A 14811-nucleotide genomic window follows, 5' to 3' on the forward strand; every position below is an offset into this window, starting at 1 on the left:
CTGGCCATGCTCGACCTGCGCCAGGGTCACGATGCCGACGCCCGTCGCCGGCTGGCGGCCCTGTCGCAGGATCCCGACGCGCCAGACGGCGTCCGGGCCCGTGCCGGCGCCCTGTTGCAGACCTTCGCGCCGGCGCCGGCCGGTCACTGACGACGCCAGCGCGCCTTTTCCCCGACATGTCACAGCCCATCCCCGCTTCCACGCCAGGACGACGATGAACGACCACACGCCCCCGGCTTTTTCCCGTTCGGCCCCAGCGAGGACGGGCCGCCGATCTCTGCTGATGGCCGGCATCGGCCTGCCTGTCGCACTCGGCGGCTGTCATCTGTTCGAAGATGACGACAAGCCGATTCTCGCCGGACACCGTGTCAACGTCCTGTCCACCGGCGATGGCCTGACGGTCGATCCCGACGAGCACACCCCCATCACGGTTCCGGCGCCCGTCGCCGTTCCCGAATGGCGCGAGCCCGGTGGCACGCCGACCCATGTGGGCATCAACGCCGCGCTGAACGGCCGCACGCTGCAATGGTCGCGCCGGATCGGCGCCGGGGTGTCGGAGCCGAGTTTCCTGTCCTACATCGCGCTGGGTTCCACCGGCCGCGGCGCCATCGGGGCCACCCCGATTGTCGGGGACGGTCGACTGTTCGTAATGGACGCGCAGGGCGTGGTCAGCGCCTGGTCCTGGCCCGCGATGGGACGTCTGTGGGCGTTCTCGCCCAAGCCGCACAAGATGCAGTCCAGCAACATCGGCGGTGGCCTCGCCCTGTCGGGGGACACGCTGTATATCGTCGACGGCGTTGCCGAAACCGTGGCGGTCGAAGCGGCGACCGGCAAGGTGCGCTGGCGCATGGATTTCGGCACGCCGGGCCGGTCCGCGCCGACCGTCGTCGACGGACGCGTGTTCTTCGGGACCATCGACGAGAGGCTTTTCGCGCTCGATGCGGCCACGGGCGCGGAACTGTGGCGCTACAGCGCGACGCAGGCTGATACCGTGTTCTTCGGCCAGCCCGCTCCGGCCGTGATCGACGGCATCGTGGCCGCCGGCTTCGGCTCGGGCGATCTGGTGGCCTTGCGTGCCGATTCCGGCGAAATGGTGTGGAGCGATGCGCTGGGCAGCACCAACGGTCGCGCGGCGGTGATGGATTTCTCCTGCGTGCGCGGGATGCCGGTGGCGGTGGACCGCACGATCTACGCAATTTCGGTGGCGTCGGTCATGGTGGCGATCGATGCCCGGTCCGGCCGCCGTTTGTGGGAGCGCGCCGTTGGCGGTCAGTGCACGCCGCTGGTCCTTGGCGACTGGATCTACATCCTTTCCTCCGATCAGCAGGTCGCATGTCTCGACCGCTACACCGGCCGTGTGCGCTGGATTTCGCAGTTGCGACGCTTCGTGCGCGTGAACGTGTCGAAGAACGCGATGGCATGGACCGGGCCGATCATGGCCGGCAGCAAGCTGATCTGCATCAGCACGCTGCCCAGTAACGGAATCGCCGTGCTTGACCCGGCCACCGGAAAGATTGAAAGCGTCGAGCCTCTGCCCGGCATCTCGACCGTGATGCCGATCGTGGTCGACGGCCGGATGCTGGTTCTGACCGACGACGGCAAGCTGAACGCTTTCGGCTGAAGCCGCGCCTGGTTGCCCGGGCGCGCGAACAACAAGGATGGCTGGTGTGAAGCGCCCCCAAAATTCCCGTTTCCGGCCCGCGCGACCCGAGGCCGCCCTGCCGGCGCCCGGCCTGCCGACGGTCGTCATTGCCGGTCGCCCCAATGTCGGCAAATCGACGCTGTTCAACCGGCTGGTCGGTCGTCGCCAGGCGCTGGTTGCCGACACCCCTGGCGTGACGCGCGACCGCAAGGAAGCCGAGGCGCAGGTGCGCGGTCGCGACATCCGGCTGATCGACACCGCCGGGCTGGAGGAAGCGGCACCGGAGACGCTGTTCGGGCGTATGCGCGCCTCGTCCGAAGGAGCGGTCGAGCAGGCCGACCTGGTGCTGTTCTGCATCGATGCCCGGGCCGGCATCACGCCGGCGGATGAGCATTTCGCGCTGTGGCTGCGGCGTCAGGGTCGTCCCGTCCTGCTGGTGTGCAACAAGGCCGAGGGGCGGGGTGGTGCCGCCGCGGCAATGGAATCGTACGCGCTGGGCCTTGGCGATCCGATTGCGGTTTCGGCCGAACATGGCGAAGGCATCGCCACCCTGATGGCCGAGATCGCCGATCTGTTGCCGCCTCCGGCCGCGATCGAGGAGGAGGACGAGCCCTGGTACGACGCGGACGCCGAGGATGACCCGGAGGGCGAACCGGACGATGAGCGTCCGGCGGGGCCGCTCCGTCTGGCGATCGTCGGCCGTCCGAACGCCGGCAAGTCGACGCTGCTCAATCGCCTTCTGGGCGAGGAGCGGATGATCACCGGGCCGGAGCCCGGCCTGACCCGTGACTCGGTGGCGGTGATGTTCGACGATGGCGTCGGGCCGGTTCAGCTTGTCGACACCGCGGGATTGCGCCGCAAGGCGCGGGTGGACGAGGCGCTGGAGAAGATGTCCGTCTCCGCATCTATCGAGGCGCTGAAGATGGCCGAAGTCGTGGTGCTCGCGCTGGATGCTAACCTGGGTGTGGAAGAGCAGGACCTCCAGATCGCGCGCCTGATCGAGCGCGAGGGGCGCGCCTGTGTGATCGTCCTGAACAAATGGGACGCGGTCGAGGACCGGATTGCAACGCGCAAGGCGATCATGGACCGCCTGAGCATCTCGCTCGCGCAGATGCGCGGGATCGAGGTCGTATCGTTCTCCGCACTGACGGGTGCGGGGATCCACAAACTGATGCCGGCGGTGCGCCGCGCCCACGCCGTCTGGAACCGCCGCGTTGCCACCGGGGCCCTGAACCGGTGGTTCGAGGCGGCCCTCGAGCGCCACGCGCCGCCTCTGGTCGATGGACGACGCCTGAAGATGCGTTACATGACGCAGGCCAAGGCGCGACCGCCAACGTTCGTGGTGTTCGGCACCCGTGCGGAACAGACGCCCGAAGACTACCAGCGCTACCTCGTGAACGGTCTGCGCGAGACCTTCGACCTGCCGGGGACGCCCATCAGGCTGCAGTTCCGTGGAACGAAAAACCCGTATGCTGAATAGTTTCTGATCAAAAAAACCGATTCTGAAGGGGAGTTTATGATGCTTCAAAGGCTGTTCCGGCGTGCCAACAAGATAAACGCCTGCGAGACAGAACCAGCCATTTTGGAGCAACTCTCCTCCGAGAACTCTTTTGACGACAATAAAGAACCCGTCGATCAAACCCCCTTTATAGACATCAACCCTTCTCATTGCGTCTGCTTTGTTACTCACTTTGGGACAGTTCTTACATCGTCCAACGATGCGATACTGTCTCACGTTCAGCCGTTGCGATCATTCAAACCCCTTCTTGGCCTCAACGTTAAGGGTGGTCTCTGGCTAATCCGCGAGACGATATCGGGTTCATATGAATATCTCGTCCGCGATGGCGTCGACGGCGCGTTATGTTTCTCGGCCACCCTTCCGCCTCTTCTGATTGAGATCGGTGGAAGCAGCGAGGACGGAATTTGCCTCAAGTCGTCAGGAAAAATTCTCTGCTGTCAGCCGTCCGGTACCGCCCAGTTCACCGCAACCAAGGCACGCGGGTGGGAGAATTTAGGTCTCATTGCGCGGGATTCTCTCGACTGGTTCATGAATACGACAGTGGAGCAGTGGTTTGAGTGGGAAAGCGGAAACCCTGTCATTTTCAAGCGCTTCCGTAAGGAGGGCGCAAACACGTATCTGGATGCGGAAGGGCTTTCCTATCGGCTCAGTGGCCGACCCGGGCCTATGATACTGGGGAGCGCCAGTCCAAACCGCATAACCATCCTCGACTCGTTTCGTAGACGTGTCGATGTCGTTCGTTTTAACCCCGTTATTTATTTCTGCGTGTTCGGCTCAGACGATTACTATGAATGCTGCCAGATCGCAGTCACGAGTTTGCGTCGATTTGGACGCTACACGGGTGATATCATCATCATAGCCGATCGTACGCCAGAACAGGTCCTCAGTATCCTTCCTGATGACGTCCGTGACCGTGTTCTGGTTCGTCCCGTCTCGGGACATGAACCGCTTTTCGAGCGCTACAAGGTATTCGATCATCCGATCTCGGAGTATCTGCCCGTCATGTATCTGGATACGGATATTGTTGTCGCCGACGACATTCGCCCCCTTCTGAAACAGGCCGCGACACGTCCAGGCCTTCATATGTATCGCGAAGCACACGAGCCACTCGACGATATCAAAGACACAAGATGGGACATCGACGCGAACTGGTGGGGGTCGTGGATGATCGGACGATCGGACAGTCTCGCTGACTTACCGTTCTGGCGAGCAACCTCCGGCATTATGATCTTTAACGATCTCCACCTCATTCAGTCGCTGTTCGAAAACGTTTGTATGATGGCGCGACTTACGCGACGGCACGAAATAGACTGGTTCGGAGATCAGCCGATCCTGAACTATCTCGCGACCCAAATGGAGATCATTGATATCTCTCTTTTGAATGGGAAATCTGTCAACAGCGCCCATGCGGATCACTTTATGGCTCGCAGAAAGCGCTTTCTGATGCATGTTTCGATAGGCGTTGGCAAAGGCTATAAAAAACTGCCAATCATGCAGGAGTTGCTACGTCGCCTGTCAGTCGAAAATGCGCCCACTGACTAGCCTCGCTTCGATCTCACACACCCACGAACTGCGACAGCACCAGACAGAACACCAACCCCAGCACGGCGATCAATGTTTCGATCACGCACCAGGTCTTGATCGTCTCCGGCACGCTGAGGCCGAGATATTCCTTGATCTGCCAGAAGCCGGCATCGTTCATCGGCCCGAGCGCCACTGATCCGGCGCCGGTGACCAGCACCATCAGTTCGGGCGATACGTTGTGCGCCTGCAGCAGGATCGGGCCTGCAATCCCCGACGCGGTGCTCATCGCCACCGTCGCCGAGCCTGCGGCGACACGCACGATCACCGCCAGCAACCATGCCAGCACCAGCAACGGCACGTGTGCGTCGAGCGCCACGTTGGTGATGGTTCTGGACACGCCGCTGTCGACCAGTTCGCGCCCGAAGCCGCCTCCTGCGCCGACCAGCAACATGATCATCGCCGTCGGGCCAAGGCATTCGGTGGTGAATTTCAGGATCGTCTCACGCGAGAAGCCACGTGCCAGCCCGAGCACATAAAACGACAGCACGGTGGCCAGCAGAAGCGCGATGTCGGTGTTGCCAACGAAATGGATCAGGTTGTTGATCACCGAGCCCTTGGGCGTGACCAGATCCGCCACGGATGCCATCAGCATCAGCAACACCGGCGAGAGTATCGTCAGAACGGTCAGCCAGAATGGCGGTAGCGAATCGTGCTCGGTCTGCGACGTGAACTGTTCGGCCAGGGACGCCGGGTTGGCGAAGGTCACGTAACGCCCGATAAATTTGGCGTAGAGCGGCCCGGCGATGATCGCAATCGGCGTGCCGACGAGAACCCCCCAGAAAATCGTCCGTCCGATATCGGCATGATAGGCGGTGAGCGCCAGAAGCGTGGCCGGGTGCGGGGGGATCATCGCATGGGTGACCGACAGGGCAGTCGCCATCGGCATGGCGATCAGCAGCAGCGGCACGCCGGTCCGCTTGGCCAGCGTGAAAACCAGCGGGATCAGCAATACGAACCCCACCTCGAAAAACACGGGCAAACCGATCAGCAGGCCGATGATCATCATCGCCCAGCTGATCCGCTTTTCGCCCGCGATCCGGGTGATCGTCAGGGCGATCTGATCCGCACCCCCCGATTCCGCCAGCATCTTGCCCAGCATCGTGCCCAGCGCGATCACCGTCGCGATGTGACCGAGCACATGCCCCATGCCCTCTTCGAAGGAACTGACGACTTTCTGCGCGGGCATTCCCGAAACCAGCGCCAGCATCAGCGATACGCTGAACAGTACCAGGAACGGGTTGAGACGATAGCGCGCGATCAGGACGATGACCGCGATGATGGAGGCCGACGCGAGGCCGATGGCGAAGAGGGGTGTCATGGGCTGGCATCTCGCGGGCAGCGTGCGCGAATGTCAACCGTGCCGACCGTTCATAGGTTGGTGAAGGCCGCGCGCTGTGATTTACGCCGACAGGGGCACGGGGTTGGAAACGGCGGCGGAACAGACCAAGGTGTGCCGCCGGCCTCTCGCGGCGCTTCTGGGACGGACAAGGGAACGAAGAATGGAAGACGGCATGACCGATACGGGGCACGACGCGGTCCATGAAGGACACGCCCGGGCATTCGCCATGGCGCTGCTGGCTGCCCTCGCCGGCCTGATGTTCGGGCTGGATACGGGCGTCATCGCCGGCGCGCTGCATTTCATCGCCGATACGTTTGAGGCATCGAGCCGCACGCAGGAATGGATCGTGTCGTCCATGATGGCGGGTGCCGCGCTGGGGTCGGTGGCGGCGGGCGGCATCTCCTACCGGTATGGCCGGAGCGGCGCGATGGTGGGCGCTGCCGTCATGTTCCTGATCGGGACGCTGACATGCGCCCTTGCGCCGGGGATCGCGGTCATGATCGTCGGCCGGGTCATGCTCGGGCTGGCGGTAGGTGTGGCCGCCTTTGCCGCGCCACTGTATATTTCCGAGATCACGGTCGGCGAGCGTCGCGGCTCGATGATCTCGTTCTATCAGTTGATGGTCACGCTGGGGATTTTCCTGGCCTTCGTGTCGGATTCGCTTCTCGCCCCAGGCGCGCACTGGCGGTGGATGCTCGGCGTCATGGCCGTTCCCAGCTCTGTCTTCCTGATCGGCGCCCTGTTTCTGCCCCATACGCCGCGCTGGCTGATGATGCGCGGACAGACCGGAGCCGCACGCCGCGTGATGCTCAGCCTGCGTGGTGATGCCCGGATCGCGGACGCGGAAATCCGCGAGATTTCGGTGCAGCTCCACAACGAATCGGGGAGCGGCTTTGCCCTATTTCGCCGGTCGGCGAATTTCCGCCGCTCGGTGGCACTTGGAATCGTGCTGCAGATCTTTCAGCAGCTGACCGGCATCAACGTGCTGATGTATTACGCCCCGCGTGTTTTCGAGGCCGCGCATTTCGGCGTCTCGGCCGCCGTCTGGGCCACCACGCTAGTGGGACTGGTCAACATGGGCGCCACCGGCATCGCGATCGTCCTGGTCGATCGCTGGGGCCGACGGCCCTTGCTGATGGCCAGCTGCGCGATCGCGGCCTTCGCCATGGTCTCGGTCGGCATCCTGCTGGCGCTGGGCGCGGGATCGGTCCTGCAACAGGCCGTGCTGGTGGGCATGGTGCTTTTGTTCGTCGCGGGCTTCGCGATGGGTGAGGGGCCGCTGGTCTGGACGTTATGCTCCGAAATCCAGCCCCTTCAGGGCCGGGACTTCGGGATCGCCTGCTCGACCTTCACCAACTGGGCCGCGAACTGGGCCGTCAGCAACACATTCCTCTCGCTTCTGGCCGGGATCGGCGAAAGCGCGACGTTCTGGCTGTTCGGTATCCTCAACGCCGTCTTCATCATCGTGACATTCCTGTTTGTTCCCGAAACGAAAGATGTCTCGCTTGAAAAGATCGAAGACAATCTGATGCACGGCGCGCCCCTGCGCCGGCTTGGCCGCTGACCACACGGGAGAACGCGCTCATGATCATCCGCACCGACGAGACCGCCGATATCGACACACCGACGGGCCCGATGCGCGTCCACCTGTTCCGCCCGGCAGGGGAAGGGCCGTTCGGCGCGGTCGTTCTCTATTCGGAGATTTATCAGGTGACCGGTCCGATCCGCCGTCTCGCCGCCATGATCGCCGGGCAAGGCCACGTCGTCGCCGTGCCGGAGGTCTATCATGAGTACGAGGCCCCAGGCACCATTCTGGCGTATGACAAGCCCGGCACGGATCGCGGGAACACGCTGAAATTCACCAAGCCCGTGGCAGGCTTCGACACTGATTCCGTGGCGGTGGTCGACTGGCTGGCCGCCCATCCCGCATGCAACGGGGCGGTCGGCACGTTCGGCGTGTGCCTGGGCGGCCATCTGGCATTCCGGGCCGCGATGAACCCGAAGGTGCGCGCGGCCGCGTGCTTCTACGCCACCGACATCCATACGGGAACGCTGGGGGCCGGCCGGTCGGACGACACGCTGGCACGCTTTGGCGACATTCCCGGCGAGGTGATGATGGTCTGGGGCCGACAGGATCCGCACGTGCCGTTTGCAGGACGCCAGTTGATCCGCGAACGGCTCGAGGAGGCCGGAACGCAGTATACTTGGCACGAGGTGAACGGTCAGCACGCGTTCCTGCGTGACGAAGGGCCGCGTTACGACGCCGCACTGTTTCTCGACGCGATGATGGCGACCCGCACCCTGTTCGCCCGCACCCTGTGTGGCGGACCCGCCCGCACCACATCCTGAACGGCGGAGCCGATACCGTCATGAGCCGCCTGTTCGCCCGCACGCCCCTTCTGATCGAAGGGCAGGGGCTGGAGGGATCCGCACGTGCCCGGGCGATGTTCGCCGTCGCCCTGTCGGTGCTTCTGTCCGTCCTGGACTATGCGATCGCCAACGTCGCGCTGCCGACCATCGCGGACGATCTGCACGCCGATCGTGCGGCGTCGATCTGGGTGGTCAATGCGTACCAGATGGCGTCGGTCATGGCGCTTCTGCCGCTGGCCTCGCTCGGCGCGCGGGTCGGGTTCGCGCGCATGTGCCAAATCGGCATCGGTGTCTTCGTGGTGGCGTCGGTCTGGTGCGCGACCGCGCACTCGCTGCTGGAAATCTCGCTGGCCCGTGCACTGCAGGGCATCGGCGGCGCGTGCATCATGAGCGTCAACATCGCCCTTGTCCGCTTTATCTATCCCCATGCGGCGATCGGCCGCGGCATTGCCATCAACGGCATCGTCGTGGCCGCCGGGGTGGCGCTTGGCCCGACGATCGCGGCACTCGTGCTCTACGTCGCACGTTGGCCGTGGATCTTCCTGATCAACCTGCCGCTGGGCGCGGTCGCGCTGTTTTTCGCGGTGACGACACTGCCGCGCACCCCGCGCGTCGAGACCCCGTTCGACTGGCGCAGTGCCGCGCTGAACGTCGTCGCGTTCAGCGGCGTAATCGTGGGGATCGACAGTCTTGCCCATCAGGCCGGCGCCGCGCAGGCTTCGGCCCTGATCGTGGTCGGCGCCGTCGCGCTGGCAGCCCTCGTGCTGCGTCAGCGCGGGCGACCCAACCCGATGTTTCCCGTCGACCTTCTGGGGGTACCGGACTTCGTCGTGGCCTTCCTGGTCGGGATGATGGGGTTCATCGCATCGAATTTCTTCATCATCTCGATGCCGTTCACACTGCAGAGCCTGTTCGGTCGCACGCCCTCCCAGACGGGGTTGCTGATCACGCCATGGCCGGTCGGTATCGTGCTGATCTCGCCTCTGGTCGGGCGCATCGCCGACCGGGTGCCCGCCAGCGTCGTGTCGTCCTGCGGGCTGCTGGTGACCAGCTTCGGCTTTCTGATGCTGTCCCTGCTGCCCGCCGATGCCACGACGCTCGATATCATCTGGCGCATCGGCATCGCGGGAATGGGCTTTGGCATTTTCCAGGCCCCCAACAACCGCGCCATGATGGTCGCCGCCCCGCGTGGCCGCGCCGGCAGCGCCAGTGGCATGGTGTCCGTCGCCCGCCTTATGGGCCAGACGCTTGGTGCCATGCTCGTCGCGCTGACGTTCGCCTTCGTCGCGCAGCAAGCGAACCGGCGATGCCTGGAATTTGCATCGGTGACGGCCCTGCTTGCGGCTATCCTGAGTGCCACAAGGCTGCGTCGTCGCGCGGCACACTGAGCACGAGGGCCGCCCAATGGCACCATGGTTCACGCGCCGCACCCTGATCGGCGCGGTCCTGGCAACACCGGCGGCCGGAAGTCTGGCGGGTTGCGTCGGGCCGACGGGGCCCGTGTTCGGCGACTGGTACGGGTATCAGACCGGCTGCGCCGACGGCTATGATCGCAGCGTGGCGCTGGTTCTGGACGGCACGCCGGACGCGCGCGGGGGGACGTTTCATTATCGGGCCTTCCGACGTCTGGCGTCGCTGGGCTGGGGTGGTGTCGCGATGGATGGGGTTGAGCGTTGGGACGGCCAGTGGCGCCTGCACACCGTGCCATCGGGCGGCCAGACATGGACCCGGGTCGACCTGTCGGGCCTGCCCCCGACCGAGCGCGCCGCCTATATCCTGATGGACAGGCACGTGCTTGTCCCGGTCGTCGTGGGTGGCAGCGGCCCCGACCTCAGCCAGTTGGGGCTGGAATCGCGCCTGGTGCCGCGACCCACGACCGCATACGGCTATGGCCGCGTCTGATGCGCCGATGATCGAGCCCGGGCCTTACCTGTTTAGAAAACAGCTTCCAGCGCCGCCACCAACCGCACGATGCCCGATGCCGTAAGGCGAAGGTGCAGCGCTGATCGCCGAACTTTATGATTGTCTCGCACGATGAAGGTCGATCCCAGCTGTATGTAGAACAGGTTCATGTAGAACGACGCCGTTTCGAGGTAATCCACGAACACGATCGGCGCACGGGTACGCATCATGACCGCCTGCCTGCGGCCGTGGACCGGGTCGGTCGTCTCCCGCGACGCATCCGGCTCGACATGAAACGGGGTCTCTCCGTCGAAGTCGGGCAGATGACGATGGGTGCAAAGTTTTCTCAGCGCCAGAATGGTGGCGGAGGCGGCCTCGGTCGTCAGCCTCATGTCGACTGATGGCAGGGCGATGGGTTTTCGCGTGTCATCGTCGTGGACGATCGTGCCGAGTTTCAGATGATAGATGTCCTCCCGCCTATCGGCATGCAGGATGACGTCGATGAAGAAGACATGGGGGCCGGGCGGGACAAGATCGGGCTTTTGTGCTGCCGCGCCGGTAGAATTGAGTGCATACGGGTTCACGACCACCTCGCGACGATTCTACGTGCGGTCAGTGTCGCGCAACGGAGGACGCGAGGGGAACCATGATCGCGTGTTCTTCGCACGGCCGAGGCTGCGTGAGTGAGAACGTATGGCTATTTTTCAGAAAACCCCATCGCGGTATATGGTGGGCGCACAAGGACTCGAACCTTGGACCCGCTGATTAAGAGTCAGCTGCTCTACCAACTGAGCTATGCGCCCATACACCCTGCGATCGGGATGGCGGGCTTTTAACAGCCTGCCTTTGGCTCGACAAGAGTGAAAATGAAGTTTTTGTCCAGCCGCTAGCGATTCAGGCGCGCCAGCAGGCTGTCGAACTGGTCGAGCGACCGGTAGAGAATGCGCAGGCTGCCACCTTTGCCATCGAACGTGATCTGGACCGGCATGCCGAGTTTCAGCCCGAGTTCGCGTTCCAGCGCGCCGATCTCCGGGCTTCTGGGATCACGCGGCTTTTCGACGGTCGACACGGGTTTGGTGGCCTTGCCCGCCAGTGCCTCGGTCTGGCGTACGTTGAGCCCCTGCGTCAGGACCGTACGGGCGGCTGCCACGGGATCGGGATGGGCCAGCAGGGCACGCGCGTGACCGGCACTCAACTCGCCACGCCGCACATGCGTGCGCACCGGTGGCGGCAGGTTCAGCAGACGCAGCATATTGGCGACATGCGGGCGTGACTTGCCGACGGCACGTGCCAGCTCTTCCTGCGTCAGGCGGTAATCGGCCGACAGGCGCTGAAGGCCTTCGGCCTCTTCAATGGCGTTGAGATCGGCGCGTTGCAGGTTTTCGACCAGCGCCGCAGCCATCGCATCGCTGTCATCAAGGGCACGGACATGCACCGGTACGTCATGCAGCCCGGCCATCTGTGCCGCACGCCAGCGACGCTCGCCCGCGATGATCTGGTAGCGCCCATCCTGCGCGGGGTCCGGGCGGGCAAGGATGGGCTGCAGGATGCCACGCACGCGGATCGATTCTGCAAGCTCGGACAGCGGTCCCGGTTCCATGTCCTGACGCGGCTGAAACGGACCGGGGACGAGAAATTCGATCGGCAGGCTTGCCACCCCCTCGGCACTCCGGGCTTTCGGGGCGTCATCGCCCAACAGGGCAGCCAGGCCACGCCCGAGGCGCGGTCGGGGGGCGTCTTTTTTGGAAGCCATCAGGATGTTTCCTTGCCGACACGGGCATCGACCTCGGCTGCCAGGGCTGTATAGGCCTGTGCACCGGTCGAGCGGGGATCATAACGCATGACGGCGCTGCCGTGGCTCTGCGCTTCGGAAATGCGAATGTTGCGCGGGATCAGCGTGTCCATCACCTGCGCCCGGAAGAAGCCCCGCGCGTCCTCGGCCACAAGCTCGGACAGGTTGTTGCGTCGATCGAACATCGTCAGGACAATGCCGGTGATTTTCAGCGCGGGATTGAATGCCTTGCGCACCCGCTCGACCGTCCGTGTCAGCTGGCTGATCCCCTCCAGCGCAAAGAACTCGCACTGCAGCGGCACCAGAACACCGTCGGCCGCCACCAACGCATTGAGGGTCAGAAGCCCCAGGCTGGGCGGGCAATCGATCAGGACGTAGTCGAAGTCGCCGCGCAGACGCCCGATCGCGTCGCGCAGACGATGTTCACGCCGCTCGTCGGTGACCAGTTCCAGTTCCGCACCGGCGAGATCGTTGTCGGCCGCGATGATGCTCAAGCCCGGCTGTTCGGTATCCTGAGTCACGGCACGGGGTTCGGCCCCGTCGATCATCATGGCGTAGGTACCGACCTTGCGGGCCTCATACGCGACGCCCAGCCCCGTTGACGCATTGCCCTGCGGATCGAGATCGATCAGCAGGACACGACGACCGTGCTCGGCCAAAGCGGCCGCAAGATTGATGGCCGTTGTGGTCTTGCCCACACCGCCTTTCTGGTTCGCAAGTGCGAGGACGTAAGCGCGGTCAGTCAACGGTCTGGGCTCGCCTGATATCTCGGATCTTCAGAATCACCCCATCGGGGCTTGTGCGGCTGGGCACACGATCGATCGCCATGTGCCAGTCCCGGGCCGCGTCGGTCAACTCCGCGTCGACCTGCCGCCCCTTGAGAAAGACGCATGCCCCGCCGGGCGACAGAAGAGGGACCGCCCACGCCAGCAGTTGCGTCACGGGCGCCAACGCGCGGGCGGTGACCACCGGAGCAGGCGGCACGTCGGCCAGTTCGATCCGGCGCGCCACCACATGAACCGACGTCCCGGTCTCCCGCGCAGCCTCGCGCAGGAAGGTCGATTTGCGCTGGTCGGACTCGATGAGCGTCGTCGGGATACCCGTGGCGATCGCGACGATCAGGCCTGGAAAGCCACCGCCGGACCCAAGATCCGTGATCGCGGATGCGCTCTCGACAAGGGGCACGATCTGCAGACTGTCATCGATGTGCCGTGACCACAGATGTGGCACGTCGCGCGGCGAGACGAGATTGATCCGCGCGTTCCAGCGTTCGAGCAACGCCGCAAACACCGCAAGCCGCGCCTGTGTTTCACGTGAAACAGCACTCATGCCGCGTGCTTTACATGGCTCAGCAACGCCATCAACGCCGACGGCGTGACGCCGGGAATGCGCTGCGCCGCGCTGAAACTCGCAGGGCGTGCCTGGGCAAGGCGTTCGCACATCTCGGTACTGAGACCACCGACGCGGCTGTAATCCAGGTCGGGCGGCAGCGTGATCTGGCTTTCGACGCCCAGCTGCCGGATTTCCCGGTCCTGCCGGGCGAGGTAGCCGCTGTAGCGTGCCTGGGTCTGAAGGTGCATCCGGACACGCGTGGAGAGCGACTGGAACCACGGCGCCATCCGATCGACGACCGCCAGATCCGCCCCCGCCGCCAGCACGTCCATCACGCTGCGTCGGCGCCCATCCTGCGACACGGCGAGCCCTGCTGCGGCCAGATCGCCAGGCGTGAAACATGCTGTCTCCGCCTTCGTTGTTGCAAATGCGATCGCCTCCCGGTCCGCCGCGAACAGCGCGCCGCGTCGTGCACCGACACAGCCCCAGTCCAGGCCATGGCCGGTCAAGCGCAGGTCCGCATTGTCGGCCCGCAGCGTGAGGCGATATTCGGCGCGCGAGGTGAACATGCGATAGGGCTCGCTCACACCCTGGGTCGTCAGATCGTCGATCATGACGCCGATATACGCCGTGCCGCGGTCCAGCGCGACGGGCGCGGCCCCGCCGACCTTGCGTGCCGCGTTCAGACCCGCCAGCAGGCCCTGCGCACCGGCCTCTTCATAGCCGGTCGTGCCGTTGATCTGGCCGGCCAGGAACAGGCCGGGCCGGGCCTTGACCTCCAGCGACGGCGTCAGCTCCCGCGGATCGATATAGTCGTATTCCACGGCATATCCCGGACGCACGATCCGCACATGCTCCAGACCCGGAATGGTCCGCAGCATGGCCGCCTGCACATCCGCCGGCAGACTGGTCGAGATGCCGTTGGGGTAGACAAGGTCGCCGCCAGGATTGCCCGGCAGAGCCTCGGGTTCGAGGAAGATCTGGTGGCTGTCACGTTCGGCGAACCGAACGACCTTGTCCTCGATCGACGGACAGTAACGCGGCCCACGCCCCGCGATGGCGCCCCCGTAGACGGCCGACAGGTGGATATGGTCACGAATGATCGCGTGCGTGGCGGGCGTCGTCGCCGTGATCCGGCAGGACAGCAGCGGGTTGTCGATGCGATCGGTCAGGCGACTGAACGGTTCCGGCACGGCATCGCCCGGATCTTCGGCCAGGGCGTCCCACGCGATCGACGCTCGCTCGAGGCGGGCAGGGGTGCCGGTCTTCAGCCGCCCCATCCGCAGGTTCAGCGCCTCGAGCCGCGCGCCGAGTGCCGCCGCCGGGGCCTC

General features: G+C 64.6%; 13 protein-coding genes and 1 tRNA gene. 7 read left to right on the forward strand and 7 right to left on the reverse strand.

What is annotated here, in order from left to right:
- The first annotated feature begins 283 nt into the window (after window positions 1–283).
- The 3 genes from HUK82_RS09400 to HUK82_RS09410 all read left to right on the forward strand — a co-directional run bounded on the left by HUK82_RS09400 (window position 284) and on the right by HUK82_RS09410 (window position 4703).
- Window positions 284–1621: a PQQ-like beta-propeller repeat protein gene (locus HUK82_RS09400; RefSeq protein WP_246495241.1), complete on the forward strand. Its 1338-nt coding sequence runs from the start codon at window positions 284–286 to the stop codon at window positions 1619–1621.
- 97 nt (window positions 1622–1718) lie between these two features.
- Window positions 1719–3122, forward strand: a complete 1404-nt coding sequence (der, locus tag HUK82_RS09405) for a ribosome biogenesis GTPase Der (RefSeq protein ID WP_246495277.1) — start codon at window positions 1719–1721, stop codon at window positions 3120–3122.
- A 36-nt stretch (window positions 3123–3158) separates the two neighbouring features.
- On the forward strand, window positions 3159–4703 hold the full coding sequence (locus HUK82_RS09410) for a glycosyltransferase family protein (protein ID WP_176613717.1): 1545 nt from the start codon (window positions 3159–3161) through the stop codon (window positions 4701–4703).
- A 13-nt stretch (window positions 4704–4716) separates the two neighbouring features.
- Here the strand turns inward: HUK82_RS09410 and HUK82_RS09415 are convergent, their stop codons facing one another.
- The gene (locus tag HUK82_RS09415; RefSeq protein WP_176613718.1) at window positions 4717–6063 is read right to left on the reverse strand and encodes a GntT/GntP/DsdX family permease; all 1347 of its coding nucleotides are present in this window, start codon (window positions 6061–6063) and stop codon (window positions 4717–4719) included.
- Between the two features lie 193 nt (window positions 6064–6256).
- Here HUK82_RS09415 and HUK82_RS09420 point away from each other — a divergent pair, with 193 nt between their 5' ends.
- Genes HUK82_RS09420 through HUK82_RS09435 form a run of 4 tightly spaced genes read left to right on the forward strand, consistent with a single transcriptional unit; the run spans window position 6257 to window position 10356 of the window.
- Window positions 6257–7648 carry a sugar porter family MFS transporter gene (locus HUK82_RS09420; protein ID WP_176613719.1) on the forward strand — a complete coding sequence of 464 codons (1392 nt, stop codon included), beginning with the start codon at window positions 6257–6259 and terminating at the stop codon, window positions 7646–7648.
- Between the two features lie 20 nt (window positions 7649–7668).
- Window positions 7669–8433, forward strand: a complete 765-nt coding sequence (locus tag HUK82_RS09425; RefSeq protein ID WP_176613720.1) for a dienelactone hydrolase family protein — start codon at window positions 7669–7671, stop codon at window positions 8431–8433.
- Window positions 8434–8453: 20 nt separating this feature from the next.
- Entirely contained in the window at window positions 8454–9842 is a 1389-nt protein-coding gene (locus HUK82_RS09430; RefSeq protein ID WP_176613721.1) for an MFS transporter, read from the forward strand.
- 16 nt (window positions 9843–9858) lie between these two features.
- Window positions 9859–10356, forward strand: a complete 498-nt coding sequence (locus tag HUK82_RS09435) for a hypothetical protein (protein WP_176613722.1) — start codon at window positions 9859–9861, stop codon at window positions 10354–10356.
- A 32-nt stretch (window positions 10357–10388) separates the two neighbouring features.
- Here HUK82_RS09435 and HUK82_RS09440 read toward each other — a convergent pair whose 3' ends face one another.
- From HUK82_RS09440 to HUK82_RS09465, 6 genes are all read right to left on the reverse strand, one after another.
- Window positions 10389–10940 (reverse strand): hypothetical protein, encoded by a 552-nt coding sequence (locus tag HUK82_RS09440; protein ID WP_176613723.1) that lies wholly within the window; start codon window positions 10938–10940, stop codon window positions 10389–10391.
- Window positions 10941–11083: 143 nt separating this feature from the next.
- Window positions 11084–11159: transfer RNA gene (locus HUK82_RS09445), tRNA-Lys, on the reverse strand.
- An 83-nt stretch (window positions 11160–11242) separates the two neighbouring features.
- The gene (locus tag HUK82_RS09450; protein WP_176613724.1) at window positions 11243–12109 is read right to left on the reverse strand and encodes a ParB/RepB/Spo0J family partition protein; all 867 of its coding nucleotides are present in this window, start codon (window positions 12107–12109) and stop codon (window positions 11243–11245) included.
- The gene (locus tag HUK82_RS09455) at window positions 12109–12894 is read right to left on the reverse strand and encodes a ParA family protein (protein WP_176613725.1); all 786 of its coding nucleotides are present in this window, start codon (window positions 12892–12894) and stop codon (window positions 12109–12111) included. Before HUK82_RS09455 ends, HUK82_RS09450 begins: the two co-directional genes overlap by 1 nt.
- On the reverse strand, window positions 12887–13477 hold the full coding sequence (gene rsmG / locus HUK82_RS09460) for a 16S rRNA (guanine(527)-N(7))-methyltransferase RsmG (protein WP_176613726.1): 591 nt from the start codon (window positions 13475–13477) through the stop codon (window positions 12887–12889). The genes HUK82_RS09455 and rsmG overlap by 8 nt, the downstream gene beginning before the upstream one ends.
- Window positions 13474–14811, reverse strand: a 1338-nt coding sequence (locus tag HUK82_RS09465) for an FAD-dependent oxidoreductase (RefSeq protein ID WP_176613727.1), incomplete at its 5' end; no start/stop codon positions are given. The genes HUK82_RS09465 and rsmG, both read right to left, overlap by 4 nt.

It is taken from the genome of Ameyamaea chiangmaiensis (assembly GCF_013376175.1).
GTDB classification, from domain to species: domain Bacteria; phylum Pseudomonadota; class Alphaproteobacteria; order Acetobacterales; family Acetobacteraceae; genus Ameyamaea; species Ameyamaea chiangmaiensis.